Origin of the sequence: Microbacterium sp. STN6, from assembly GCF_026410545.1 — a bacterium.
Classification (GTDB): Bacteria; Actinomycetota; Actinomycetes; order Actinomycetales; family Microbacteriaceae; genus Root112D2.
In genome coordinates, this window is sequence record NZ_JAPMIT010000001.1 from 967,684 (window position 1) to 992,521 (window position 24,838).

Annotated in this window: 23 protein-coding genes and 1 pseudogene; 14 read left to right on the forward strand and 10 right to left on the reverse strand. The window is 67.2% G+C overall.

Annotated elements, in window-relative coordinates:
* The first annotated feature begins 13 nt into the window (after positions 1 to 13).
* On the forward strand, positions 14 to 3,475 hold the full coding sequence (gene dnaE / locus OSC27_RS04415) for a DNA polymerase III subunit alpha (protein WP_416348823.1): 3,462 nt from the start codon (positions 14 to 16) through the stop codon (positions 3,473 to 3,475).
* Between the two features lie 59 nt (positions 3,476 to 3,534).
* Here dnaE and OSC27_RS04420 read toward each other — a convergent pair whose 3' ends face one another.
* Positions 3,535 to 4,047: a flavin reductase family protein gene (locus OSC27_RS04420; protein WP_267180429.1), complete on the reverse strand. Its 513-nt coding sequence runs from the start codon at positions 4,045 to 4,047 to the stop codon at positions 3,535 to 3,537.
* A gap of 224 nt (positions 4,048 to 4,271) precedes the next feature.
* On the opposite strand from OSC27_RS04420, the gene hisD reads away from it, so the two are divergent.
* The 3 genes from hisD to OSC27_RS04435 all read left to right on the forward strand — a co-directional run bounded on the left by hisD (position 4,272) and on the right by OSC27_RS04435 (position 7,223).
* Positions 4,272 to 5,597: a histidinol dehydrogenase gene (hisD, locus tag OSC27_RS04425; RefSeq protein WP_267180185.1), complete on the forward strand. Its 1,326-nt coding sequence runs from the start codon at positions 4,272 to 4,274 to the stop codon at positions 5,595 to 5,597.
* 13 nt (positions 5,598 to 5,610) lie between these two features.
* Positions 5,611 to 6,072: a transcriptional regulator NrdR gene (nrdR, locus tag OSC27_RS04430; RefSeq protein WP_267180186.1), complete on the forward strand. Its 462-nt coding sequence runs from the start codon at positions 5,611 to 5,613 to the stop codon at positions 6,070 to 6,072.
* Positions 6,073 to 6,164: 92 nt separating this feature from the next.
* Positions 6,165 to 7,223: a quinone-dependent dihydroorotate dehydrogenase gene (locus OSC27_RS04435; RefSeq protein WP_267180187.1), complete on the forward strand. Its 1,059-nt coding sequence runs from the start codon at positions 6,165 to 6,167 to the stop codon at positions 7,221 to 7,223.
* A gap of 3 nt (positions 7,224 to 7,226) precedes the next feature.
* On the opposite strand, the gene OSC27_RS04440 is transcribed toward OSC27_RS04435, so the two are convergent.
* Positions 7,227 to 8,225 (reverse strand): RNase H family protein, encoded by a 999-nt coding sequence (locus OSC27_RS04440; RefSeq protein WP_267180188.1) that lies wholly within the window; start codon positions 8,223 to 8,225, stop codon positions 7,227 to 7,229.
* A gap of 1 nt (position 8,226) precedes the next feature.
* Complete coding sequence (locus tag OSC27_RS04445) at positions 8,227 to 8,832, reverse strand: DUF3043 domain-containing protein (RefSeq protein WP_267180189.1); 606 nt, start codon at positions 8,830 to 8,832, stop codon at positions 8,227 to 8,229.
* A gap of 38 nt (positions 8,833 to 8,870) precedes the next feature.
* Here OSC27_RS04445 and OSC27_RS04450 point away from each other — a divergent pair, with 38 nt between their 5' ends.
* The 5 genes from OSC27_RS04450 to OSC27_RS04470 all read left to right on the forward strand — a co-directional run bounded on the left by OSC27_RS04450 (position 8,871) and on the right by OSC27_RS04470 (position 14,034).
* On the forward strand, positions 8,871 to 10,325 hold the full coding sequence (locus OSC27_RS04450; RefSeq protein ID WP_267180190.1) for a dipeptidase: 1,455 nt from the start codon (positions 8,871 to 8,873) through the stop codon (positions 10,323 to 10,325).
* Positions 10,326 to 10,425: 100 nt separating this feature from the next.
* Complete coding sequence (gene erpA, locus OSC27_RS04455) at positions 10,426 to 10,779, forward strand: iron-sulfur cluster insertion protein ErpA (RefSeq protein WP_267180191.1); 354 nt, start codon at positions 10,426 to 10,428, stop codon at positions 10,777 to 10,779.
* 168 nt (positions 10,780 to 10,947) lie between these two features.
* A complete protein-coding gene (gene coxB, locus OSC27_RS04460) occupies positions 10,948 to 11,844 on the forward strand; it encodes a cytochrome c oxidase subunit II (protein WP_267180192.1) in 897 nt (298 codons plus the stop codon).
* Positions 11,845 to 11,867: 23 nt separating this feature from the next.
* Positions 11,868 to 13,613: a cytochrome c oxidase subunit I gene (gene ctaD, locus OSC27_RS04465; RefSeq protein ID WP_267180193.1), complete on the forward strand. Its 1,746-nt coding sequence runs from the start codon at positions 11,868 to 11,870 to the stop codon at positions 13,611 to 13,613.
* A 4-nt stretch (positions 13,614 to 13,617) separates the two neighbouring features.
* A complete protein-coding gene (locus OSC27_RS04470; protein WP_267180194.1) occupies positions 13,618 to 14,034 on the forward strand; it encodes a cytochrome c oxidase subunit 4 in 417 nt (138 codons plus the stop codon).
* A gap of 123 nt (positions 14,035 to 14,157) precedes the next feature.
* On the opposite strand, the gene OSC27_RS04475 is transcribed toward OSC27_RS04470, so the two are convergent.
* The 6 genes and pseudogenes from OSC27_RS04475 to OSC27_RS04495 form a co-directional block, all read right to left on the reverse strand.
* Positions 14,158 to 15,117, reverse strand: coding sequence for an SAM-dependent methyltransferase (locus OSC27_RS04475; protein ID WP_267180195.1), 960 nt, complete (start codon positions 15,115 to 15,117; stop codon positions 14,158 to 14,160).
* Positions 15,118 to 15,150: 33 nt separating this feature from the next.
* A pseudogene (locus OSC27_RS14495) lies at positions 15,151 to 15,243 on the reverse strand (SAM-dependent methyltransferase); the annotation flags it as partial.
* Between the two features lie 84 nt (positions 15,244 to 15,327).
* Positions 15,328 to 16,935: a cytochrome b gene (locus tag OSC27_RS04480; RefSeq protein WP_267180196.1), complete on the reverse strand. Its 1,608-nt coding sequence runs from the start codon at positions 16,933 to 16,935 to the stop codon at positions 15,328 to 15,330.
* Entirely contained in the window at positions 16,932 to 18,002 is a 1,071-nt protein-coding gene (locus OSC27_RS04485; RefSeq protein WP_267180197.1) for a ubiquinol-cytochrome c reductase iron-sulfur subunit, read from the reverse strand. The genes OSC27_RS04480 and OSC27_RS04485 overlap by 4 nt, the downstream gene beginning before the upstream one ends.
* A 48-nt stretch (positions 18,003 to 18,050) precedes the next feature.
* Positions 18,051 to 18,863, reverse strand: a complete 813-nt coding sequence (locus OSC27_RS04490) for a cytochrome c (RefSeq protein ID WP_267180198.1) — start codon at positions 18,861 to 18,863, stop codon at positions 18,051 to 18,053.
* A 24-nt stretch (positions 18,864 to 18,887) separates the two neighbouring features.
* Positions 18,888 to 19,517, reverse strand: coding sequence for a cytochrome c oxidase subunit 3 (locus tag OSC27_RS04495; protein ID WP_416348811.1), 630 nt, complete (start codon positions 19,515 to 19,517; stop codon positions 18,888 to 18,890).
* A 108-nt stretch (positions 19,518 to 19,625) separates the two neighbouring features.
* On the opposite strand from OSC27_RS04495, the gene trpD reads away from it, so the two are divergent.
* The 5 genes from trpD to OSC27_RS04520 all read left to right on the forward strand — a co-directional run bounded on the left by trpD (position 19,626) and on the right by OSC27_RS04520 (position 24,212).
* A complete protein-coding gene (trpD, locus tag OSC27_RS04500; protein ID WP_267180200.1) occupies positions 19,626 to 20,675 on the forward strand; it encodes an anthranilate phosphoribosyltransferase in 1,050 nt (349 codons plus the stop codon).
* A 31-nt stretch (positions 20,676 to 20,706) separates the two neighbouring features.
* Positions 20,707 to 21,708 (forward strand): dihydroxyacetone kinase subunit DhaK, encoded by a 1,002-nt coding sequence (gene dhaK, locus OSC27_RS04505; protein ID WP_267180201.1) that lies wholly within the window; start codon positions 20,707 to 20,709, stop codon positions 21,706 to 21,708.
* Between the two features lie 109 nt (positions 21,709 to 21,817).
* Positions 21,818 to 22,507: a dihydroxyacetone kinase subunit DhaL gene (gene dhaL / locus OSC27_RS04510; protein WP_267180202.1), complete on the forward strand. Its 690-nt coding sequence runs from the start codon at positions 21,818 to 21,820 to the stop codon at positions 22,505 to 22,507.
* A gap of 1 nt (position 22,508) precedes the next feature.
* A complete protein-coding gene (gene dhaM, locus OSC27_RS04515) occupies positions 22,509 to 23,273 on the forward strand; it encodes a dihydroxyacetone kinase phosphoryl donor subunit DhaM (protein ID WP_267180203.1) in 765 nt (254 codons plus the stop codon).
* A 279-nt stretch (positions 23,274 to 23,552) separates the two neighbouring features.
* Positions 23,553 to 24,212: a ZIP family metal transporter gene (locus OSC27_RS04520; RefSeq protein WP_267180204.1), complete on the forward strand. Its 660-nt coding sequence runs from the start codon at positions 23,553 to 23,555 to the stop codon at positions 24,210 to 24,212.
* 4 nt (positions 24,213 to 24,216) lie between these two features.
* Here OSC27_RS04520 and OSC27_RS04525 read toward each other — a convergent pair whose 3' ends face one another.
* Positions 24,217 to 24,708: an FBP domain-containing protein gene (locus OSC27_RS04525; protein ID WP_267180205.1), complete on the reverse strand. Its 492-nt coding sequence runs from the start codon at positions 24,706 to 24,708 to the stop codon at positions 24,217 to 24,219.
* Positions 24,709 to 24,838: the final 130 nt, after the last annotated feature.

The following is a 24,838-nucleotide window of genomic DNA, read 5'->3' on the forward strand; positions in this document are numbered from 1 at the left end:
TAGCGAGTACTCCATGCTCGACGGTGCCGCGCACATCAAGCCCCTCATCGACGCGGCCGTCGAGAAGCAGATGCCGGCTATCGCGGTCACCGACCACGGCAACGTCTTTGGCGCGTACGACTTCTGGAAGACTGCGACGGCCGCCGGTATCAAGCCGATCATCGGCACGGAGGCGTACCTGACGCCGGGCACGCACCGCAGCGACCGCACGCGGGTGCGCTGGGGCAACGGCGGCGGTGACGACGTCTCGGGCTCGGGCGCCTATACGCACATGACCCTGCTCGCCGAGACGACGGAGGGCATGCACAACCTGTTCCGGCTGTCGTCGAAGGCGTCGATCGAGGGGTACTACTTCAAGCCCCGCATGGACCGCGAGCTGCTGTCGACGTACGGCAAGGGCCTCATCGCCACGACCGGCTGCCCGAGCGGCGAGGTGCAGACGAGGCTGCGGCTCGGCCAATACGACGAGGCTGTGAAGGCCGCCGCCGACTTCCGCGACATCTTCGGCAAAGAGAACTTCTTCGCCGAGATCATGGACCACGGGCTCGGCATCGAGCGCCGCATCATGAACGACCTGCTGCGCCTCGCGAAGCAGCTGTCGCTGCCGCTGGTGGCCACGAACGACCTGCACTACACGCACGCCGCCGACGCCAAGAGCCACGCCGCCCTGCTGTGCGTGCAATCCGGCTCGACGCTCGATGACCCCAACCGGTTCAAGTTCGATGCAGACGAGTTCTACCTGAAGAGCGCCTCCGAGATGCGCTCGGTGTTCCGCGAGCACCCCGACGCCTGCGACAACACGCTGCTCATCGCCGAGCGTTGCGACGTCAGCTTCGACACGAGCGCCAACTACATGCCCCGCTTCCCCGTGCCCGAGGGCGAGAGCGAGCAGACCTGGTTCGTCAAGGAGGTCGAGAAGGGCCTGCACGAGCGCTATCCCGCCGGCATCCCCGATGCCGTGCGCGCGCAGGCCGACTACGAGATCGGCGTCATCTCGCAGATGGGCTTCCCCGGCTACTTCCTCGTCGTCGCAGACTTCATCAACTGGTCGAAGCGCAACGGCATCCGCGTCGGCCCCGGGCGCGGCTCGGGCGCCGGGTCGATGGCGGCGTACGCCATGCGCATCACGGATCTCGACCCCCTGCAGCACGGGCTGATCTTCGAGCGGTTCCTGAACCCCGACCGCGTCTCGATGCCCGACTTCGACGTCGACTTCGACGACCGTCGCCGCGGCGAGGTCATCAAGTACGTGACGGAGAAGTACGGGGCAGAGCGCGTCGCCCAGATCGTCACCTACGGCACCATCAAGGCCAAGCAGGCGCTGAAAGATTCGTCTCGCGTGCTCGGCTTCCCGTTCGGAATGGGTGAGAAGCTCACCAAGGCAATGCCGCCACCCGTGATGGGCAAAGACATTCCGCTGACCGGGATCTTCGATCGCGACCACCCGCGCTACAAGGAAGCGGGCGACATCCGTGCCGTGGTCGAAACCAACCCCGACGCGAAGACCGTGTTCGACACGGCGCTCGGCATCGAGAACCTGAAGCGGCAGTGGGGCGTGCACGCGGCTGGCGTCATCATGTCGAGCGACCCGCTCATCGACATCATCCCGATCATGAAGCGGGAGCAGGATGGGCAGATCGTCACGCAGTTCGACTACCCCGCCTGTGAGTCGCTCGGCCTCATCAAGATGGACTTCCTGGGGCTGCGCAACCTCACCATCATCAATGACGCGCTCGACAACATCGAGGCGAACCGCGGCTTCCGCCCGGTGCTGGAAGAGCTGACCCTCGACGACAGGCCCGCATACGACCTGCTCTCGCGCGGCGACACACTCGGCGTCTTCCAGCTCGACGGCGGGCCCATGCGCTCGCTGCTTCGCCTCATGAAGCCAGACAACTTCGAGGACATCTCGGCGCTTATCGCGCTGTACCGCCCCGGCCCCATGGGCGCGAACTCGCACACCAATTACGCGCTGCGCAAGAACGGCCTGCAAGAGATTACGCCCATCCATCCGGAGCTGGCGGAGCCGCTTGCCGAGATCCTCTCGACGACATACGGCCTCATCATCTACCAGGAGCAGGTGATGGCCATCGCGCAGAAGGTCGCCGGGTTCTCGCTCGGCCAGGCCGACATTCTGCGCCGCGCCATGGGCAAGAAGAAGAAGTCCGAGCTCGACAAGCAGTACGCCGGCTTCGAAGGCGGCATGAAGGCGAACGGATACTCGGACGCCGCCATCAAGATGCTGTGGGACATCCTTCTGCCCTTCTCCGACTACGCCTTCAACAAGGCGCACTCCGCGGCGTACGGCGTCGTGTCGTACTGGACCGCGTACCTGAAAGCCCACTACCCGGCCGAGTACATGGCGGCCCTGCTCACGAGTGTCGGCGACTCCAAAGACAAGATGGCGATCTACCTCAACGAGTGCCGTCGCATGGGAATCAAGGTGCTGCCGCCCGACGTCAACGAATCCATCGGCTTCTTCACCGCCGTGGCGGAGGACGTGCGGTTCGGCATGGGCGCCGTGCGCAACGTCGGCATGAACGTCGTCGAGGGCGTGCGGGGAGCGCGGGAGAGCAAGGGGCGCTTCGAGACGTTCCACGACTTCCTGCGCAAGGTGCCCATCCACGTTGCCAACAAACGCGCGGTCGAGTCACTCATCAAGGCCGGGGCGTTCGACTCGCTCGGCGCCACCCGCCGGGCCCTCATCGAGATCCATGAGGATGCGGTGGAGGCCGCCGTCAGCGAGAAGCGTGCCGAGGCCAACGGCCAGGTCGGGTTCGACTTCGACAGCCTGTGGGACGAACCGCAGCAGGTTCAGCAGGTGCCGGAACGGCCCGAGTGGTCGAAGCGCGACAAGCTGGCATTCGAGCGTGAGATGCTCGGCCTCTATGTGTCCGACCACCCGCTCGCCGGCCTCGAGCTGCCGCTCGCCAAGCACGCCAGCACGTCGATCGCCGACCTCATGGCGTCAGAGAGCATCCAGGATGGCGAGACGGTCACGATCGCCGGTCTCGTCACCTCGGCCCAGCACCGCGTCGCGCGCAACTCGGGCAATCAGTACGGCATGATCCAGGTCGAAGACTTCGGCGGCGAGATCACCGTCATGCTCATGGGCAAGGCGTACCAGGAGTACGCCAATGCCATGGTCGCCGACAGCATCGTCGTCGTGCGCGGGCGCGTGAGCATGCGCGACGACGGCATGAACCTGCACGCGTTCAACATGTTCACACCCGACGTGGGCCAGAGCGTGGATTCGGGGCCGCTCGTGATCTCGATGGCCGACCAGCGCGCGACCACCGACACCGTGAAGGCGCTCAACGAGGTGCTCATGCGCCATGCGGGCGAGAACGAGGTGCGGCTGCGGCTGCTCAAGGGCGGTGTCGCGCGCGTCTTCGAGGTGCCGCACCCGGTCACGGTGACGGCCGACCTGTACGGCGACCTGAAGGGGCTTCTGGGGCCGGCCTGCCTGAGCTGAGCCGAACCGGATCAGGCGAGGCGAACTGAGCCGAGCCGAGCAGAACCGAGCTCGTGGCGCTAGGCCTCGTGGCCCGGGCGCAGGTACCGGCGCTCGTGGTACAGCAGCGCCTCGTCTTCGGCGCCCAGGCCGCCCTCCTCGATCTGCACGACGACAACGACGTTGTTGTGAACCCGCACACGCTCGACGATGCGGCCGCACATCCATGCCGTCACATCGTCGATCAGCGGAAGCCCATGAGGCCCGGGATGCCAGTGTTCGCCCTGGAAGCGCCCCGCACGGTCGCCCGCGAGCTTCTCGGCGACGCCTCGATTGCGGGAGCCGAGCATGTGGATGATCACGCGATCCGTCTCGGCGATGGTCGGCCAGCTGCTGGCCGAGAGCGCCATGTTGAACGTCGCGAGCGGCGGCACCGCCGCGAGCGACGAGAGCGAGGTCGCGGTGAAGCCGACGGGCGTGCCGTCGGCGCCTAGGGCCGTGATGACGGCGACGCCCGCCGCGTGACGGCGGAACGCCTGTTTGAACGCCGAGAGGTCCGGCGGTGCCACCGCCTCCTCGGCCGATTCCTCCAGCGCCTCCGGCACCTCCGGCGCCTCCTCGGCCGCATCGGCGGGGATCGGTGCTCCGCTCTCGTCGCCGCCGATGAATTCGCTCTCACTCATACTGCTGTCACGCTCGTACCCATCCTCGAAACTGGCGGCCGATCCGCCCACCGCGACCCCGACGCCCATGGCTCTTGTCACGTGCCGCTCGTGCCGACTCTCGCTCGTCACCGAGCCGATAGGCTGGTTCGGCCATGATCCAGACCATCGACCTCCGCGGAATCCAGCCTACCGGCGAGCGTTTCCGCGCACTCCTGCCGAGGCCCGTCGTCGACGTCTCCGTCGCCCTCAAGGCCGCCACCGAGCTGATCGACGACGTGCGCGCCAACGGGGCGGATGCGCTGCGCAGCCAGGCAGAGCGTTTCGACGGCGTCTCACCCGAGCACCTGCGCGTGCCGGCCGAATCGATCGAGCGCGCGGTCGCCGAACTGGCCCCCGAGATGCGAGAGGCGCTCGAAGAGGCCATCCGGCGGGTGCGCCTGGCCACGGCGGCACAGGTGCCGCCAGAGGTCGTGACCGAGATCGGCGCTGGCGCATCCGTCGTTCAACGCTGGCAGCCCGTCGCCCGCGCCGGCCTCTACGTGCCGGGGGGCAAAGCGGCATACCCCTCGAGCGTCATCATGAACGCGGTGCCGGCGCAGGTCGCGGGCGTCGCCTCGCTTGCGCTGGCGAGCCCCGCGCAGAAGGAGTTCGGCGGGGGAGTGCACCCGAGCGTGCTCGGCGCGGCCGGTCTGCTCGGCATCGATGAGGTCTACGCCATCGGCGGGGCCGGCGCCATCGGCGCGCTGGCGTGGGGCGTGGCCGAAATCGGCCTCGAGCCCGTGCAGATGATCACCGGGCCAGGCAACATCTATGTTGCGGCGGCCAAGCGCGTCGTGCGCGGCACAGCCGGAATCGACGCCGAGGCGGGCACGACCGAGATCCTGGTGATCGCCGACGAGAGCGCGAACGCCGCGTTCGTGGCGGCCGACCTCGTAAGCCAGGCGGAGCACGACGAGGCGGCGGCCTCGATTCTCGTGACCGACTCACCGGCTCTCGCTGAGCGCGTGCAGGCGGCGGCCGCCGAACGGGCCGCCTCCACCCGGCACGCCGACCGGGTGCGCGCTGCTCTCAGCGGGCAGCAGTCCGCCATCGTGCTCGTCGACGACATGAGCGCGGCGGCCGCGTTCAGCAACGCATACGGACCCGAGCACCTCGAGATCCAGACGCGGGAACCCGCGGCACAGCTGGAGCAGATCGTGAATGCCGGGGCCATCTTCCTCGGGCCGCACTCGCCCGTGAGCCTCGGCGACTACATCGCGGGTTCCAACCACGTGCTGCCCACCGGCGGGCAGGCGCGGTTCACACCGGGTCTCGGCGCGTACTCGTTCCTCCGGCCGCAGCAGATTATCCGCTACGACGCCGCCGCGCTCGCCGAGGTCGCAGCTCGCATCGTGACACTGTCGCACGCCGAGGGGCTTCCCGCGCACGGCGAGGCCGTGACGGCCCGTTTCGAGCGCGGCCACGCGCCCCTCGGCTAGTCTTTACTGCACCATGTTCTGCCCGTTCTGCCGCCACCCGGACTCCCGCGTCATCGACTCCCGCACGAGCGACGACGGGCTCGCCATTCGCCGCCGTCGGCAGTGCCCCGAGTGCGGCAGGCGATTCTCGACCACCGAGACCGCGAGCCTCAGCGTTATCAAGCGCAGCGGCGTCGCCGAACCGTTCAGCCGCGAGAAGATCGTGAGCGGGGTGCGCAAGGCGTGCCAGGGCCGCCCCGTGACCGATACCGACCTCGCGTTGCTTGCCCAGCGGGTCGAAGAGACCATCCGGGCTACGGGTGCCTCGCAGATCGACGCAAATGACATCGGCCTCGCCATCCTGCCGCCGCTGCGTGAGCTGGACGAGGTGGCGTATCTGCGCTTCGCGAGTGTCTATCAGGCGTTCGACTCGCTCGACGACTTCGAGTCGGCGATCGGGCAGCTGCGTGTGGAACACCACAGCACAGAGGGCTGACCGCGCACAGCAGCAACCGCCTCGCCTGAAACCGGCTTCGGGCGTGAGGTGGGCGCGGCCCTGGCGTGCCGCTCCGCTACGCTGGCACAGGCATGTATCGCACGTTATTCTCCCTCGTCCTCTCCCGGCTCGACCCGGAGTTCGCGCATCACCTGGCGTTCGTCGTCATCCGTGTGCTCCCGGCGCTCGGCCTCGGTGGCGTCCTCCGGCGCTTCACGCGGCCACGCGTCGACCTGCGCGTACGGGCGCTCGGCCTCGACTTCGAAACGCCCTTCGGCGTCGCGGCGGGCTTCGACAAAGACGGTGAGGCCGTTCTGGGCCTGGGCATGCTCGGCTTCGGTCATGTGGAGGTCGGCACCGTCACGGCGCGGCCCCAGCCGGGCAACGAGAAGCCGAGGCTGTTTCGGCTGATCCGCGATCGCGCGATCATCAACCGCATGGGCTTCAACAACCACGGTGCGGCGGCCGCGGCTGACCGCCTGCGACGGGTCGTGCCGGTTCCGAGTCGCCCGGTCCTCGGAATCAACATCGGCAAGAGCCGGGTCGTGCGCGTCGAGGACGCGGTCGACGACTATCGCGCCAGCGCGCGTGCCGTCGCGCCTGTCGCCGACTATCTCGTCGTCAACGTGAGCTCGCCCAACACGCCGGGCCTTCGCGGCCTGCAGGAGATCGACATGCTCGAGCCTCTGCTCGCCGCCGTGCACGAGTCGGCAGGCGGCACGCCGATGCTCGTGAAGATCGCCCCCGACCTCAGCGACGACGAGATCGGCCGCATCGCCGACCTGGTCGTGCGGCTCGGGCTCGACGGCATCATCGCCACGAACACCACCATCTCGCGAGAGGGACTGACCACGGATGCCGCGGCCGTCACGGCCGCGGGCGCCGGCGGGCTCTCGGGCGCGCCCCTCGCCGCGCGCTCCATCGCCGTGCTCCGGCTGCTGCGCTCGGTCGTGCCGAGCGACCTCTGCATCATCTCGGTCGGGGGAGTGGAGAGCGCGCACGACGTGCAGGAGCGGCTGGACGCGGGCGCCACCCTCGTGCAGGCGTACACCGCGTTCCTGTACCGGGGGCCGCTCTGGGCGCGGCAGATCAATCGCGGGCTCGAGCGCATCCGTGCCGAGCGCATCCGTGCCGAGCGCGTGAAGCGCTAGGGCTCAGACGATCGGTGTCGACTGGTGGAAGCGCAGCCGCCACACGCCGTTCTCGCTGACCCACAGCGAACTCCGCGTCGTCGCGGCACCCGCCTCGCTCACCCGATACGTGAGCAGAACGACGCCCTCGGCCACGAGCGTACCCTGCACATTTTCGAGGCGCGAGGCAATCGAATGAGCGGATGCCGCGCCCGCGCCCACCTGCCCGGCACTGCCGCTCAGCCGACCCCCCTCGTCCACACAGACGAACCCGGAGTGCAGCAGCTCTGAGGCGAGCCCGCTGCCGGCGCGCCGCAGCCGCCTCTCGAGAGCGATCACGGTCGGGATCGCGTCTGCGGCAGACCCGGCGACGGCTCCGCGCGAGCTCGGCGCGTCTGCGGCAGACGCGACGACGGCTCCGCGCGAGCTCGGTGCATCCGCGGCGGTGCCGAAGAGGTCGAGTTCGAGCGCCATGGCCGGTGGCGCGTCGAGCGACGTCGATGTGGCAGCCGCAGGGGCCGTTCCGGCCATGTCGATGCGAGCCGCGGCGCCCGCAGTCGCACCCGCCCAGCCGGGCCCGGCCGGGATCTCGCTGCGCCGTTGGTATGCGGTTGCGACGGCGCGGGCGCGCTCATCCGCTGCCTCATTGAGGGGGTGCCCGGCGTGGCCCTTGACCCATTCGAAGCTGAAGCGCCGTCCCGTGAGTGCCTCGTCGAGCTGGGTGAGCAGGTCGAGGTTCATCACGGGGGAGCCGTCGGCCTTGCGCCAGCCTTTGCGCTTCCAGCCCGGCATCCACTTGGTCACCGCGTTGATCACGTATTGGCTGTCGCACAGGATGCGCAGCTCGTCGTCGAGGTGCGACGTGGCCCGGAGCAGGTCGAGAACGGCCATGAGCTCGCCCTGGTTGTTGGTGCCGTGCGGCCAGCCGCCCGCGCGCCAATGCTCATCATCGACGTACCAGGCCCAGCCGGCCGGGCCGGGATTGCCGAGGGCGGAGCCGTCCGCCGCCGCGACGATCGCCACGTCAGCTCGGGAACTGGCGGCGCTTGACCTGCGGCTTCGGCAGACGGATCATGCGCAACTGCATGGCGCGCATTCCCGCGTACCAGCGCACACCGCGCTCGACCTTGCCCTCGCCGAACTTCTGGGCGAGGCGCTTGCGCACGATGTAGGCGAGGATGAAGTCGTCGATGAGCGCGACGATGAAGAACGCCCACAGCACCAGGATGCCGTACACCTGGAATGCGGTGATCGGCGTGAAGCTCAGCACGATCACGAGCAGCATGACGGGGATCATGAGCTCACCGATGTTGAAGCGCGCGTCGACGTAGTCACGCACGAATCGCCGCTGCGGCCCCTTGTCGCGCGCGGTCAGGTACCGATCGTCGCCGGCCGCCATGCCCAGCCGCGCCTTTTCGCGCTGCTCGGCCGACTTCGAGCGGGACTGCCTGGCCGCCTCCTTGCGGTCGTTCGGCACCAGCGGGCGCCTGCGGGCGGCCTCCTGCTCCTTGCGAGTGGGCGTCGCGTGGCCCTTGCCGGCCAGTCGGGCGGCCGTCTCTTCGCTTGTCTCGATCGTCGGCGTGGTGTCGCCGTCGGTCTGCGCGCTGTCTGAAGTCTGTCGTTTTGCCACGGGAATCCTCTTAGGGTCGTCCGCTTAAGATTACCTGCATGACGAATCCGCCCGAGACCCCGAACGCTGCCGACCGCGACCGAGAGCGCCTGAGCGATGTCGACAAGGCCATTCGCACCTATGTCGAGAACGCGCTGCCAGCCTCGATTGCCGATCTGACGCGACTCGTGCGCATCCCCTCGGTGTCGTGGGCCGCCTTCGATGCGGCGCATGTGGCAGAGAGTGCGGATGCTGTGGCCGGCCTCCTGCGCGACACCGGCGTCTTCGACTCGGTCACCGTTACCCGAGCGCCGATCGGCGCCGGTCCGGAACAGGGCCAGCCCGCCGTACTCGCGAGGCGGGCGGCGCGCGCCGGCCGCCCCACCGTGCTTCTGTATGCCCACCACGACGTGCAGCCGCCCGGCCGCGATGAGGATTGGGATACCCCTCCGTATGAGCCGACGGTTCGCGGCGACCGCCTCTATGCGCGCGGCGCGGCCGACGACAAGGCGGGTGTGATGGCGCATGTCGCGTCGATCCGCGCCCTGGCCGAGGTGGTCGGCGACGACCTCAACCTGGGCCTCTCGGTGTTCATCGAGGGTGAGGAGGAGTTCGGCTCGCGCTCCTTCGCCTCGTTCCTCGACGCGAATCGCGAGGCGCTTGCGGCCGACGTCATCGTGGTCGCCGACTCCGACAACTGGGATGTCGACACGCCGGCCCTCACGGTCGGCCTTCGCGGTAACGTCACGTTCCGGCTCACCGTCTCGACACTGGAGCACGCGTCCCACTCGGGCATGTTCGGCGGCGCGGTGCCGGATGCGATGCTCGCCATGGTGCGGCTGCTGTCGAGCCTGCACGCCGACGACGGCTCCGTCGCGGTCGCCGGGCTCACCAGCCACGGCGCCGAGGTGCCCGAGCAGAGCGAGGAGACGCTGCGGCAGGACGCCGCGTTGCTCGACGGCGTCACGCCGATCGGCACGGGGCCCATCCTCAGCCGCATCTGGTCGAAGCCGTCGATCACGGTGACCGGCATCGACGCCCCGAGCGTCGCCAACGCCTCCAACACGCTCTCGCCGCGCGTGGCGGTGAAGATCAGCTGCCGCGTCGCCCCCGGGCAGGACGCCCAAGAGGCGTTCACCGCCATCGAGCGCCACCTTCGTGAGAATGCGCCGTTCGGCGCGCACGTGGAAGTCGACGACGTCGACACGGGCGATCCGTTCCTCGTCGACACGAGCGGGTGGGCCGTCGCCGAGGTCAAGCGTGCCATGGCCGATGCCTGGGGCCGCGAGCCGCTCGAGACCGGCATCGGCGGCTCGATCCCCTTCATCGCCGACCTCGTGCGCGTCTTCCCCGAAGCGCAGATCCTCGTGACCGGCGTCGAAGATCCCGACACCCGGGCGCACAGCCCCAACGAGTCGCTGCACCTCGGCGTCTTCAAGCGCGCGATCCTCACCGAGGCGCTCATGCTGGCCCGGCTGAACGGTCGTCACGTCGACGGCGCAGGCGACGAATAGGCGGATGCTCGGCAACTCCCCATCGTCGGCGCGGTACTATCGGGAAAGACCTGAAGATCGCGCCGCCAGGCGCGGCGAAAGAAATGGCTGAAGGAGCGTCATGACCGACACGCTGACCCAGACCAAGGCCCACGGCGTTGGCCTCACCGACACGGCCGCCGCGAAGGTGAAGAGCCTGCTCGAGCAGGAGGGTCGCGATGACCTGCGCCTGCGTCTGGCCGTGCAACCCGGCGGATGCTCGGGGCTCATCTACCAGCTGTACTTCGACGAGCGCGAGCTCGACGGCGACGCCATCGTGGAATTCGACGGTGTCGGCGTCATCGTCGACAAGATGAGCGTTCCGTACCTCGACGGCGCGACCGTGGACTTCGAGGACTCGATCCAGAAGCAGGGCTTCACGATCGACAATCCGAACGCCGCGGGCAGCTGCGCGTGCGGGGACAGCTTCCACTGACACGCCGGTTCGAACACGGATCACGGGCCGCCCATTCGGGCGGCCCGTTCTGCGTCTGGAGGCGGCGCGCGAGCGAGACGGGCATCGAGACGCTCAGAACGCAGTAAGCTGGGTTCCGTCTCGGGTGGTCCGCAGTGGCCGCTGAAACCGTCTCTCGAAAGGTCACCGGTGCGCCACAATCGTCGACTCCGATGGGCTGCAATTCCGATCGCAGCGACACTCGCATTCGTTCTTGCGGGGTGCACGCAGGCCCAGTTGCATGGGTTCCTGCCCGGCTTCGTCGAAGGCGAGAAGCCGGTCACATCGAACACATCGATGGTCGCCGGCCTCTGGGTCACGTCGTGGACGGTGCTGCTCATCATCGGCTGCCTCGTCTGGGGTCTCATCATCTGGACCGTCGTCGTCTATCGGCGTCGCAAGGGCCAGACCGGCCTGCCCGTGCAGCTGCGGTACAACATGCCGATCGAGATCTTCTACACGGTCGTTCCGCTCATTCTGATCCTCGGCTTCTTCGCGTTCACGGCGCGCGACCAGGCGCAGATCGAGCAGCGCTACAAGCACCCCGACCTCACGATCGAGGTCATCGGCAAGCAGTGGGCGTGGGACTTCAACTACGTCAGTGACAATGCGTACTCGCCCGGCATCCAGGCGCAGCCGAACGATCACCCCAACGCGCAGCCTGGCGCCATCGTCGAGTCCGAGATCCCCACGCTCTACCTCCCCGTCGACAAGAAGATCGAGATCGAGCTCACCTCACGCGACGTGATCCACTCGTTCTGGGTTCCTGCCTTCCTCTACAAGAAAGACATGTTCCCGGCCAAGATCAACTACATGTCGGTGACGCCGACACGTGAAGGCACCTATGCGGGCAAGTGCGCCGAACTCTGTGGCGAGTACCACTCGCAGATGCTCTTCAACGTCAAGGTCGTCTCTGAACAGGAGTACAAAGACCACATCGCCTCGCTGAAGGCCCAGGGTTATGAGGGCCAGCTGAGCACGAACTACGACCGCAACACGAACCTCCCCGGCACTGGCGCGCCGGAGGAGAGCACGAAGAGCAAGTAACGAGTAGGGGCAATCAACCGATCATGAGTACGACAACAGCGCCGGCCCCCGCCGCGCCCGCTCCCACGTCCCGCCAGGGGTTCAACGCGAATCAGGCCCACCGCAAGGGCAACATTCTCGTCAACTGGCTCACGTCGACCGACCACAAGACGATCGGGTACCTCTACCTGACCACGTCGTTCGTCTACTTCTGCCTGGGCGGCGTGATGGCGCTGATCATCCGCGCGCAGCTGTTCGAACCCGGCATGCACGTGGTCGAGACCAAGGAACAGTACAACCAGCTGTTCACCATGCACGGCACGATCATGCTGCTGATGTTCGCGACGCCGCTCTTCGCCGGGTTCGTGAACTTCATCATGCCGCTGCAGATCGGCGCGCCGGATGTGGCGTTCCCGCGCCTGAACGCGTTCGCATACTGGCTCTACAACTTCGGCAGCCTCATCGCCGTTGCGGGCTTCCTCACCCCGCAGGGTGCGGCCGCATTCGGCTGGTTCGCTTATGCCCCGCTCTCGTCGACGACATTCTCACCGGGAGTCGGGGGAAACCTCTGGGTCCTCGGCCTCGGCATGAGCGGCTTCGGCACAATTCTGGGCGCCGTGAACTTCATCACGACCATCATCACCATGCGCGCACCGGGCATGACCATGTTCCGCATGTCGATCTTCACGTGGAACGCGCTGATCACCTCGATCCTGGTGCTCATGGCGTTCCCCGTGCTCGCCGCGGCGCTCTTCGGCCTCGCCGCGGACCGCGTCTTCGGCGCGCATATCTATGACGCCGCCAATGGCGGGCCCCTTTTGTGGCAACACCTCTTCTGGTTCTTCGGGCATCCGGAGGTGTACATCATTGCGCTGCCGTTCTTCGGCATCGTCTCTGAGGTATTCCCTGTCTTCAGCCGAAAACCGATCTTCGGGTACAAGACGCTGGTGTACGCCACCATCTCCATCGCCTCGTTGTCCGTGACGGTGTGGGCGCACCACATGTACGTCACCGGTGGCGTGCTGCTGCCATTCTTCTCGCTCATGACGATGCTCATCGCCGTCCCGACGGGCGTGAAGATCTTCAACTGGCTCGGCACGATGTGGCGGGGGTCGATCACATTCGAGGCCGCCATGCTGTGGGCGATCGGATTCTTGATCACGTTCACGTTCGGCGGGCTCACGGGCGTGATCCTGGCCTCGCCGCCGCTGGACTTCCAGGTCTCCGACACGTACTTCGTGGTGGCGCATTTCCACTATGTGGTGTTCGGCACCGTCGTGTTCGCCATGTTCAGCGGCTTCTACTTCTGGTGGCCGAAGTGGACCGGCAAGATGCTCAACGAGACGCTGGGCAAGTGGCACTTCTGGTTGCTGTTCATCGGCTTCCACACCACGTTCCTCGTACAGCACTGGCTCGGCGTCGTCGGCATGCCAAGACGGTATGCGACGTATTCCACGGCCGACGACTTCACCTGGATGAACCAGCTGTCGTCGCTTGGAGCGCTCATTCTCGCGGTATCGATGATCCCGTTCCTGCTCAACGTGTACCTGACGGCCCGCAATGCGCCGAAGGTCACGGTGAACGACCCCTGGGGCTATGGTCGTTCGCTGGAGTGGGCGACGAGCTGCCCGCCGCCGAGGCATAACTTCACGTCGATCCCGCGCATCCGCAGTGAATCGCCGGCGTTCGACCTGAATCACCCCGAGGCCGGGATCCCCGTGGGAATCGGCCCGGGCAAGGATGCGCCGCAGGCCCCCGTTGTCGACGTCGAAGATAAGAAGGTGAAGTAGCCATATGAAGGTCAACGCACGAATCTTCTGGATCATCTGCGTCTTCTTCGTCGCCGCGTCCGTCGCGTACTCCATCTGGGCGCTTCTCGACACGGGCTACATCGAGTGGGTCGGTACGATCGCGCTCGGCCTCGTGGGTGTGCTCGGTGCGTTCCTCGGCTTCTACATCGGCCGCTCCTACGCGACGCAGGGTGGCGAGCTCCCCGAGGACCGTCTCGACGGCAACATCGACGACGGTGACCCGGAGCTCGGGTTCTTCAGCCCGTGGAGCTGGTGGCCGCTGCTGCTCGCGGCTGGCGCCGGCCTGCTCATTCTGGGCCTCGCGGTCGGCTTCTGGATCGCCTTCATCGGCGTCGCCTTCACGCTGATCTGCATCGTCGGTTGGGTGTACGAGTACTACCGCGGCTACTTCGCCCGCTGATCGGGCGACCGCCGACCTCCGTTCTCTCGCCATGGGCCGTCCCGGCACCCGCATGTAGTTCCCCAGGACCTGGGACAACGAATCCTGGGAAACAGGACGGCTCTGGCGGGAGCAGAGGCTGGGTCAGGCCGACATTCTCTGGAGGCGGAGCACCTCCACCGACGCGGTGACGACGATACGGCAGTGGTCGCCGACGCCGGGCCCGCTCGCGTTCGACTTGCTCGCAGTGGATCCGCTCGCGTCCGACTCGCTCGCAGCGGATCCGTCTGCGTGCTGACCAGAAGCGTCGGAATCAGCCGCGTGGAGGTCAGTTGCACCGGAGCCGCGGTGATGGGCCGAGGGCCCCATTCCGGTCAAAGCGGCCACGTCGCTCGCTTCCAGCGTCATGTCGAACTCGACGAGCGTGCGGGAGAGGAGACGGAAGGCCTTCATGTGCGCCTCAAGCTGGCCGGCTTTGCCCTCGGGCACGTCGAGCATGGCGCCGTCGGCCCGAAGCTGGAGCAGGTGGCTCGACGTGGGCACCACCGAGAGGAGCGCCCCGCCGGGGCGTACGACTCGCGCGAACTCGTCGGCGTTTCTGGGGGCGAACACGTTGAGCAGCACGTCAGCGGCGCCTGTGCGAAGGGGAAGCGGATGCCAGACGTCGGCCACCAGCCCTGAGGCCCCCGTCACGCGTATGGTCCTGGAGACGGCTGCGGGGGAGAGGTCGCAGCCGAGGGCCGGGAGTGCGCGTGCCTCAGCCGTGCCATCTGCCGGCTCGTGAGCGGCCGTCTGGTGAGTGGCCGACCCGTGAGAGGCCGACTCGTGTGCCGCGGTCACGCCACGCAGTCGATCGAGAACCGCCCTGAGGTAGTAGCCGGTGCCGCATCCCATGTCGAGCACGCGTGGCACCGGCTGTGGGGGAGTGCAACTCGAGAATGGCCGGCGGGGCGCAGCTTCGGCGTCGCTCACGGCTTCAGCCCCGCTCTCGGCCAGCGCATCGCTGATCGGGGCGTACCAGCCGGCTTCGAGGAACCGCTCACGAGCGTCGAGCATGTCGGCGTTGTCGCCGCGATGCCGAGAGCGTGGGGGGAGGAGACTCACGTACCCTCGCCGGTTGACATCGAAGCGATGGCCGTTGTCACAGCCGAGGATGAGGTCGCCGAACGGTCGCAGATCCCGGAAACAGGTCGGGCACCGAAGCCACTCCGCGAGAAGAGAGAGTGTCATCGGCGCCCGACGGGTTGATCCAGCGTGTGCGGTGCGGAGCGGCACCGGCGCCAGGCGCCGGCATCCGCTGCCCGGTGCGTCACGCTAGTGGTGGCCGTGGCCCCCCTCGATCTCACCCCGCGTGACGGGCGCGATGCGATCCTCGAAGAACCAGCGGGAAAGGCCGGCGCGAAGGCGGTTCGACGCCGTGATCTTTCCGCGACTGTTGGGACGAAGCATGAGCGGCTGGTAGCTTTCGAAGCTGACCAGGCGCCAGCGCTCGTACTCGTCGAGCTGCTCGTGCACCTCGATGTACTCCCCGCCGGGCAGGCGAACGATGCGGCCGGACTCGTAGCCGTGCAGCGCGATCGTGCGGTCCTTCTTCTGCAGGGCGATGCAGATGCGCTTTGCGATGATGTACGCGACGATCGGCCCGAGGATCAGGCACGCTTGGAGGGTGTGGATGACCCCCTCCATGGTGAGCTTGAAGTGGGTGGCGATGATGTCCGAACTCGCGGCGGCCCACAGCGCGGCGTAGAACGTGACGCCCGCGGCGCCGACCGCCGTGCGGCCGGGGTTGTTGCGAGGCCGGTCGGCGATGTGATGCTCGCGCTTGTCGCCGGTGATCCACGCCTCGAGGAACGGGTAGATCGCGACCGTCACGATGAACAGGCCCAGCACCAGCACCGGCACGATGATGTTGAACGACCAGGTGCGGTCAAGCCAGACGAACTCCCAGCCCGGTGGCACGAGTCGCAGGGCGCCATCGGCGAAGCCGATGTACCAGTCCGGTTGCGTGCCGGCCGAGACGGGCGAGGGGTCGTATGGCCCGTAGTTCCAGATGGGGTTGATCGTGAACAGTGACGCGATCAGCACGATGACGCCGAAGACGATGAAGAAGAAGCCACCGGCCTTCGCGGCGTACACCGGGAGAATCGGATAGCCGACCACGTTCTGCTGGGTGCGACCCGCCGCGGCGTACTGGGTGTGCTTGTGCACCACCACGAACGTGAGGTGCAGCGCGATGAACGCGACGACGAGGGCGGGCAGCAGCAGAATATGCAATGTATACAATCGCCCGACGATGGCGGTGCCCGGGAACTCGCCGCCGAAGAGCAGGAACGAGATCCAGGTGCCGACCAGAGGCAGCCCCTTCACCATGCCGTCGATGATGCGCAGGCCGTTACCGGAGAGCAGATCGTCTGGCAGCGAGTAACCGGTGAAGCCCTCGGCCATCGCGAGGATGAACAGCATGAAGCCGATGACCCAGTTGAGCTCGCGCGGCTTGCGGAACGCACCCGTGAAGAAGATGCGCAGCATGTGCAGGCCGATGGCCGCGACGAACAGCAGCGCTGCCCAGTGGTGCACCTGCCTCATGAGCAGGCCGCCGCGGATATCGAACGAGATGTTCAGCGTCGAGTTCATCGCCGCAGACATCTCGACGCCCTTGAGCGGTGCGTATGAGCCGTTGTACACGGTCTCGGCCATCGATGCCTGGAAGAAGAACGTCAGGAACGTACCCGAAAGCAGGATGACGACGAAGCTGTAAAGGGCGACCTCGCCGAGCAGGAACGACCAGTGGTCGGGGAAGATCTTGCGACCGAACTCCTTGACGACCGCCGAGATGCTCGTGCGCTCCTCGAGGTAGGTCGCGGCCGCGGCGGTGAATCCGCCGTTCGACGCCGCCTTCGGTGCGGCAGATGTGGTGCTCAATGGCGCTCCCAGAAGCTCGGGCCGACAGGTTCGTGGAAGTCGCTGCGTGCAACGAGGTACCCGTCAGCATCCACCGTGATGGGCAACTGCGGCAGGGGCCGCTTTGCCGGGCCGAAGATGACCTCGGCCTCGTGCGTGATGTCGAACTGCGACTGGTGGCACGGGCACAGCAGGTGGTGCGTCTGCTGCTCGTACAGTGCGACCGGGCAGCCCACATGCGTGCAGATCTTGGAGTAGGCGACGATGCCGTCGTAGTTCCAGTTCTTGCGCTCGGGGGAGACGTGCAGGTCGGTCGGCTTCAGGCGCATGAGGAGCACGGCCGCCTTGGCCTTCTGCTCGAGCATGTCCTCGCGGTCGTTCAGCCCCTCGGGGATGACGTGGAAGACGGAACCCAGCGTCACATCCGATGCCTTGATGGGAACGCCGGAGGGATCCTTCGTGAGCCGGGTTCCCTTCTTCCACATGGTGTGGCGCAGAAGATCAGCCGGGTTCTGGTTCTGCGGTCCGAGGCCGCGGAACAGCACGACGGCCGGCAGCGGGAAGGCGACAAGCGCGCCGATGAGGCTGTTACGGATGAGTGTGCGGCGCCCGAAACCGGACTCCTCGTTCGCCTGCTGGAAGATCTCGACGGCGCGTGCCTGCGTGGCCGGCGTGCCCTCTACCGGGTGCCTGACGTCGATGCCCTCGTGATCTGCCATGAGCGCCTTGCCCCAGTGCACGGCACCGAAGCCGAGAGCGAGCAGGGCGAGGGCGATGCCGAGACCGATGAAGAGCGTGTTGGCCCGCACCTGGCCGACGTTCGATTCGATGGGGAAGAGCATGTAGGCGGCGATCGCCCAGATGCTGCCCACGATCGACAGGTAGAAGAGCGTGTAGACGGTGCGCTCGGCCCGCTTGTTCTTCTTCGGGTCTTTGTCGGTGACCCGCTTGCGGTGCGGCGGGAAGCCAGGGTTCTCCACCGGGTCCTGCAAAAGGACCGCGGTACCCGGGTCGCCTGCTCTGACCAGTTCGACGGCCGACGAGTCGGCAGCGGCGAGATCGGAACCGCCGTTATCGTCCTGTGCCATTGTTCTCCTTTTTAGGCTCTTTCACGTTGTGCTGACCGTGGTGTTCGATCAATTCGACTTCGCTGTGATCCACACGGTCAGGGCCACGATCGAGCCGAGGCCGAAGATCCAGAGGAATAGCCCTTCTGAAACCGGCCCGAGGCCGCCGAGTTCAAACCCGCCCGGGGACGGGTTCTCACGAATGTAGGTGAGGTACGTGATGATGTCGCGCTTGTCGGTCGGCGTGATGTTGAGGTTGTTGAAGACCGGCATGTTCTGCGGTCCCGTCACCATGGCCTCGTAGATGTGGGCCGGCGTCACGTTGTGCAGGTCGGGGGCGAACTTGCCCTCGGTCAGGGCGCCGCCAGCGCCCGCCACGTTGTGGCACATGGCGCAGTTCACCCGGAAGAGCTCGCCGCCCTTGGCCGCGTCGCCGTCGGGCTTGAGTAGCGATGCATCGGGGATCGCGGGGCCGGGGCCGAGAGTCGCGACGTACGCCGCGAGAGACTTGACCTGGTCGTCGGTGAACTGAACCGGCTTCTCCTCGGCCTGCGGGCCCTGCATGGCCATCGGCATGCGACCGGTGCCGACCTGGAAGTCGACGGCCGCCGCACCCACACCGATGAGGCTCGGTCCGTTGTCGGTGCCCGAGGCGTTCAGACCGTGACACGTGGCGCAGTTCGCCATGAAGAGCTTCTTGCCCTCGTCGACGCTCTGTTTCGACGCGGTTGCCGTCTCGGCCGACGCGGTCGACGAGTTGAATGCGGCATAGCCGCCACCCGTGAGGCCAAGACCGATCGCGATCAGGGCGAGAGTGGCCAGCGGATGCCGGCGGCCGGTCTTGCGACGAGACCGTGAAGTGGTGTGCGGATGCGCGCGCATGGTGATGTGGCCTGCTCCTGATTCTTATTTGAGAATGTAGATGACCAGGAAGAGCCCGATCCAGACGACGTCGACGAAGTGCCAGTAGTACGACACGACGATCGCGCTCGTGGCCTCCTTGTGACCGAAGTGTTTGACCGCGAATGCACGACCGATGACGAGCAGGAAGGCGATGAGGCCGCCGGTCACGTGCAGACCGTGGAAGCCGGTCGTGATGTAGAAGGCCGAGCCGTACGCGTTCGAGGAGAGCGTGATGCCTTCGCTGACGAGCGTGGCGTATTCCATGGCCTGCCCGGCGACGAAGACGGCCCCAAGCGCATAGGTGAGGAAGAACCACTCGACCATGCCCCACTGCGTCGGCTTCCAGCCGGTGGCACGCGCCTGCAGGCGCTCCGCGGCGAACACGCCGAACTGGCAGGTGAACGAGCTCGACACAAGAACGAGCGTGTTCACCAGCGCATACGGAACATTGTGGTGCGCGGTCTCGGCCGCCCAGAGCTGGGGAGACGTGGAACGAAGCGTGAAGTAGATGGCGAAAAGGCCAGCGAAGAACATGACCTCGCTGCCGAGCCAGACGATCGTTCCGACAGCCACCACATTGGGTCTGTTGACCTGGGGCGCAGTCGCCGTTGGGGATATTGAGGTGCTCGTCACGTCTCCATTATGGCCGATTTCCCAGCGACGTTTGCCATTGTGGGGGCCTGTCTGCCGCAGATTTTCGATTAGGTGACCCTTACTTGTCGGCATCGATAGGATCGGTTCATGCCGGAATCCCAGTCGTGGTCGTCGATCATCATGCAGCTGCTCGAGCGCGAGAATCTGAGCGTCTCCGATGCCGCCTGGGCCATGGATCACATCATGACGGGCGCCGTGACGGATGCCCAGTTGGGCGGGTTCCTGGTTGCGCTGCGCGCCAAGGGGGAGACCGTCGATGAGATCGTCGGCTTCCGCGACGCAATCCTCGAGCACGCGCTGCCGCTCAACGTGGACCCCAACGCCCTCGACATCGTCGGCACGGGCGGCGACCGCTACGGAACGGTGAACATCTCGACGACCGCGTCGATCGTCGCCGCGGCAGCCGGGGTGCCGGTACTGAAGCACGGCAACAGGGCCGCCAGTTCGTCGTCTGGTGCATCCGATGTTCTCGGCGCGCTCGGCGTGAACCTCGGGCTCGACGGGAAACGGGTGGCCGAGGTGTTCGCGAAGACGGGCATCGCGTTCGCGTACGCGTCGTACTTCCACCCCGGCTTCAAGCACGCGGGAGCGGCGCGAGCGGAGCTCGCCATCCCTACCGTGTTCAACTTTTTGGGGCCGCTGTGCAACCCGGCGCGCCCCGAGGCGTCTGCAGTGGGCGTCGCGCAGCTCGACAGGGTGCCGCTCATCGTCGGCGTGTTCCAGACGCGGGGCGCATCCGCGCTGGTGTTCCGGGGCGACGACGGGCTCGATGAGCTGTCGACCACCGGCCACAGCCACATTTGGGAGGTCTCGCGCGGGCTGGTGACCGAGCACGACCTCGATCCCCGCGAACTCGGCATCGCCCGCGCGTCGATCGACGACCTGCTCGGCCGCGACCCGGAATACAACGCCTCTGTGGTGCGCGCCGTTCTCGCCGGACAGGAGGGACCGATTCGCGACATCGTGCTGCTGAATGCCGCCGCAGGCCTCGTGGCGTTCGATCTCGTGGCGAACCCGACCCACGTTCAGGACTCGATACTTGAGCGATTCCGCGCGAAGATGGCGGTAGCGGCCGAAGCGATCGATTCGGGCGCGGCGGCGACGAAGCTCGATGAGTGGGTCGCCGCGACCCGGTAGTTCTCGCACTCATTCGACAGGAGGAGTTTCGATGAAGAAGCTCATCAATGATCCGCACGCTGTGGTCGCCGAGTCGCTTGCCGGCTTCGGTGCAGCGCATGGCGACATCGTCACGGTCCAGGGCGAGCCGCAATACATTGTGCGCGCCGACGCGCCGGTCGAGGGCAAGGTGGCCCTCGTCTCCGGTGGTGGAAGCGGGCACGAGCCGCTGCACGGCGGCTTTGTGGGGCGCGGCATGCTCGACGCCGCGGTGCCGGGCGATGTCTTCACCTCGCCGACGCCCGACCCCATTCTCGCGGCGACCAAGGCCGTGGACTCGGGCAAGGGTGTTCTGCACATCGTGAAGAACTACACGGGCGACGTGCTGAACTTCGAGACCGCCGCCGAGTTCGCCTCGGCCGACTCGATCGAGGTGCGCTCCGTGATCGTGCAGGACGACGTCGCCGTTCAGGACTCGCTGTACACGGCGGGCAGGCGCGGCGTTGCCGGCACGCTCGTGGTCGAGAAGGTCGCGGGAGCAGCGGCCGAGAGAGGGGACGACCTTGAGGGCGTCACCGCGATCGCCGAGCGCGTCTCATCCCAGACCCGATCGATGGGCGTCGCACTGCATGCCGGCACGGTTCCGTATGCGGGCGTGCCCGGCTTCGAGCTGCCCGAGGACGAGATCGAGCTTGGCGTCGGCATCCACGGCGAGCCCGGCCGCGCGCGGGTGCCGCTCGAAAACGCGGACGCGATCGTCGACAAGTTGCTCGAGCCCATCGTCTCTGACCTGCCGTACGCGTCAGGTGATCGGGTGCTGCTGTTCGTGAACGGCATGGGCGGCACGCCGCTCAGCGAGCTGTACATCGTGTATCGCCGCGCGGCCGAGGTTCTGGCGGGGAAGGGCATCGAGGTCGTGCGCAGCCTCGTCGGCAGCTTCGTGACCTCGCTCGAGATGCAGGGCGCCTCCATCACGCTCACGCGATTCGACGACGAGATGCTCGAGCTGTGGGACGCGCCCGTGCACACGGCGGCGCTGCGATGGGGATGCTGAGCGGCATCCGCTCGCGTGCGCGTCGGTAGTGAGGGTGTGCGCCGCCGTGCTCGATGAAGCCGCGCTCGATGAAGCCGCGCTCGATGAACGCTGAGAGGTAGGAGAAGGCATGGCATTGGATTCCGCATGGAGCAGAGAGTGGATGCGTCGCGCCGCCGACGTGATCTCAGAGAATCGCGCCGAACTGGGCGCGCTCGACCGCGAGATCGGCGACGGCGACCACGGGGAGAACCTGGAGCGGGGCTTCCACGCCGTGCTTGAAAAGATCGGCGCGCTCGACGGCGACGCGACGCCGGGGGCCGTACTGAAGGCCGCGGCGATGGCGCTCGTCTCGACCGTCGGCGGCGCATCCGGCCCGCTCTACGGCACCGCGCTATTGAAGGCAGCGGATGCTGCGGGTGACGCCGCGTCGCTCGACTCCGCCGCCGTGGTTGCCGTCATCACGGCCGCCCGCGACGGCGTCGTGCTGCGTGGCAAGGCCGAGAGCGGCGACAAGACCATGGTCGACGCGTGGACGCCGGCGGTGGATGCCGCGGGGAAGGCCTCCGAGGCCGGCAAGAGCCCGGCCGAGGTGCTGCGGGCTGCTGCTGACGCCGCCGCGGCCGGCGCCAAGGCGACCGAGCCGCTCGTGGCACGCAAGGGACGAGCGAGCTACCTGGGCGAGCGCGCGATCGGGCACCGCGACCCGGGCGCGCAGTCGACGTCGCTGCTGCTTGCGGCCGCGGCCGATGCGGCCGAGGCCGGTACGGGTGGGGCCGAGGCCGGTGCGGGTGCGGCCGACGCTTCCGAGGCCGATTGAGATGACGCAGGCCGGCTCGCCCCGGGTGGGCGTCGTCTTCGTGTCGCACAGCGAGAAGATCGCTGACGGCCTCGTCGAGCTGGCTCGGCAGATGGCGCCGAATACGACGCTCGTCGCGGCCGGCGGCACCGATGACGGGGGCATCGGCACGAGCCTCACGAAGATCCTTCAGGCGGTGCAGAGCGCGGATGCCGGGGCGGGAGCCGTGGTGCTGTGCGATCTCGGATCGGCGATCATGACGGCCGAGAGCGCGCTCGACTTCCTTGGGCCGGACGCGGCGCAGGTTCGGCTGGTGGATGCACCGCTCGTCGAAGGGGGAGTGGCTGCCGCCGTCGCGGCGGAGTCCGGCGGTGACGTGGGCGCGGTGGTGGCCGCGGCGCGGTCCGCGGTCACCGGTGGGGACGGGGGTGGCGCCAGCGAGGGCGTCGGTGGCGATGCGAGTGCCGGCGGCGGCGAGCCCGGGCGCGATGGCGGTGGCGGCGGGGGAGCGGCTGCGGCATCCGCTCGTGGATATTCGCGAAACGTCACGCTCGTGAACCGAGACGGGCTGCACGCGCGGCCCGCCGCCGAGTTCGTGAAACTCGCCAACACCCTCGATGCGCGCGTGACCGTGAACGGCAAGGACGCGAAGAGCCTGCTCGGCATCATGTCGCTCGGGCTGACGAAGGGCACGACGGCCGAGATCGCCTCGGATGAGCCGGGGGGAGAGGCGGCGGTGGATGCGCTGGCATCACTGATCGAGAGTGGCTTCGGCGAGGGCGCCTGACACCTGAGGCGCGACACGCGACACGCGACACGCGACACGCGTGCTCGATGGGTGCCGTCTGAAACAGCACCCCTGACTCGCCTCGCCTGACACACGTGGACTCACTCAGGGGTAGCCTGCGCCGCGGCAGGATTTTTTCGATTGTGCCGGGCGGCAGGCGAGGGGGACGACCGGGTGTGGTGGGCGTTGTTGTGGGGCGGAGTCGCGGGGAGCGCGTCGCTTCTCGGGGCGCTCGGCGGGGTGTATCTGAGGGTCTCCGGGCGCGTTATCGGAGGGATCATGGCGTTCGGCGCGGGCGTGCTCGTCAGCGCGCTTGCATTCTCGCTCACGCGTGAGGCCTTCGACCGTGGTGGAGCGGGGGCCGTGCTCATCGGGCTCGCGCTCGGTGCCCTGAGCTTCTTCGGCGGTGACGTGCTGCTGTCGCGTCATGGCGCTCGCGATCGGAAGCGGTCGGGCGGGCAGAAGAACGCCGATGCGAAGGCGGGCAGCGGCCGGGACCCGAGCGGCGGCGGGGGAGGGCTCGCGCTTGCGCTCGGCGCCCTGCTCGACGGCATTCCGGAGTCGGCGGCGATCGGTATCACCCTGCTCGGGGGAGGATCGCTCGGCGTGCCGATGGTGACCGCCGTTTTCCTCTCGAACGTGCCGGAAGGCATGTCATCGGCGGCAGGGATGCGCAAGAGCGGCAGATCGACCTCGTACATTCTTCTGCTGTGGGCCGGGGTGACGGTGGCATCCGCCCTCGCCTCTTTCCTCGGTTTTGTGCTTCTCGGCTATGCCTCGGATGTCGTCGTCGGCGGCGTGCAGGCGTTTGCCGCCGGCGCGATCATCACCATGCTCGCCGACACGATGATGCCGGAAGCCTACGAACGCGGCGGCCCGACGACGGGGTTGCTGACCGCTCTCGGATTCATCCTCTCGTTCCTGCTCAGCCAGTTCTGATAGCTCAGTCGCCGTCGCGCACCTCTCGCACGAAACCCCGCACGTGCTGCAGCAGGGTTTCGATCCGCTGCCGGCGCGCCGCCTCCACGTCGAACCCCACGTAGGCCGTCTGCGGTCGCCTCCGGGCATTCGCCGGGCACTCGAACGCCGAGCAGATGAGCGTGCCAACGGTGTTTCCGTTGCGGCCCGCATCGCCCGCCCGCTTAGCGCTGAAGAAGACGACGTCGTTGGGCAGCGTGACGTCTTCGCACCACGAGCACTGCGGTCGCCTGTTCGGTTTGCGGTCGGCCTCACGCAGCAGAATGCCGACGGCCACGCCATCCAGTTCTGCGATGACGTAGCCGAGGTTCGCGTACTTGCGGTCCCGCCAGGCTAGAAAGTCGAGATCGTCCCAGGCCAGGTTGCCGAAATTATCCGGCACGGCGAGGTTGCGTCGCTCTCGAACGGACGCGTTGATGAATGACGATCGAAGGTCGTTTTCGGTCAGGGGAAGCATGGGTGTGCCTAACTGTCTTGCGGTGCGATGTGCGCCGATGGCGCAAAGAAAATGAACCGGAGAAGAGACAGCTCTATCTGTTGTCGGCGAAGCGGTCGCCGACAACCCCCTGACGCCCGAAAGGCATGGA

Coding starts and splice junctions, on each gene's coding strand:
- dnaE (WP_416348823.1), top strand. CDS start 14: ATGCTCGACGGTGCCGCGCACATCAAGCCCCTCATCGACGCGGCCGTC.
- hisD (WP_267180185.1), top strand. CDS start 4,272: ATGATCCAGACCATCGACCTCCGCGGAATCCAGCCTACCGGCGAGCGT.
- nrdR (WP_267180186.1), top strand. CDS start 5,611: ATGTTCTGCCCGTTCTGCCGCCACCCGGACTCCCGCGTCATCGACTCC.
- OSC27_RS04435 (WP_267180187.1), top strand. CDS start 6,165: ATGTATCGCACGTTATTCTCCCTCGTCCTCTCCCGGCTCGACCCGGAG.
- OSC27_RS04450 (WP_267180190.1), top strand. CDS start 8,871: ATGACGAATCCGCCCGAGACCCCGAACGCTGCCGACCGCGACCGAGAG.
- erpA (WP_267180191.1), top strand. CDS start 10,426: ATGACCGACACGCTGACCCAGACCAAGGCCCACGGCGTTGGCCTCACC.
- ctaD (WP_267180193.1), top strand. CDS start 11,868: ATGAGTACGACAACAGCGCCGGCCCCCGCCGCGCCCGCTCCCACGTCC.
- OSC27_RS04470 (WP_267180194.1), top strand. CDS start 13,618: ATGAAGGTCAACGCACGAATCTTCTGGATCATCTGCGTCTTCTTCGTC.
- OSC27_RS04485 (WP_267180197.1), bottom strand. CDS start 18,002: ATGGCACAGGACGATAACGGCGGTTCCGATCTCGCCGCTGCCGACTCG.
- OSC27_RS04490 (WP_267180198.1), bottom strand. CDS start 18,863: ATGCGCGCGCATCCGCACACCACTTCACGGTCTCGTCGCAAGACCGGC.
- trpD (WP_267180200.1), top strand. CDS start 19,626: ATGCCGGAATCCCAGTCGTGGTCGTCGATCATCATGCAGCTGCTCGAG.
- dhaK (WP_267180201.1), top strand. CDS start 20,707: ATGAAGAAGCTCATCAATGATCCGCACGCTGTGGTCGCCGAGTCGCTT.
- dhaL (WP_267180202.1), top strand. CDS start 21,818: ATGGCATTGGATTCCGCATGGAGCAGAGAGTGGATGCGTCGCGCCGCC.
- dhaM (WP_267180203.1), top strand. CDS start 22,509: ATGACGCAGGCCGGCTCGCCCCGGGTGGGCGTCGTCTTCGTGTCGCAC.
- OSC27_RS04520 (WP_267180204.1), top strand. CDS start 23,553: ATGGCGTTCGGCGCGGGCGTGCTCGTCAGCGCGCTTGCATTCTCGCTC.
- OSC27_RS04525 (WP_267180205.1), bottom strand. CDS start 24,708: ATGCTTCCCCTGACCGAAAACGACCTTCGATCGTCATTCATCAACGCG.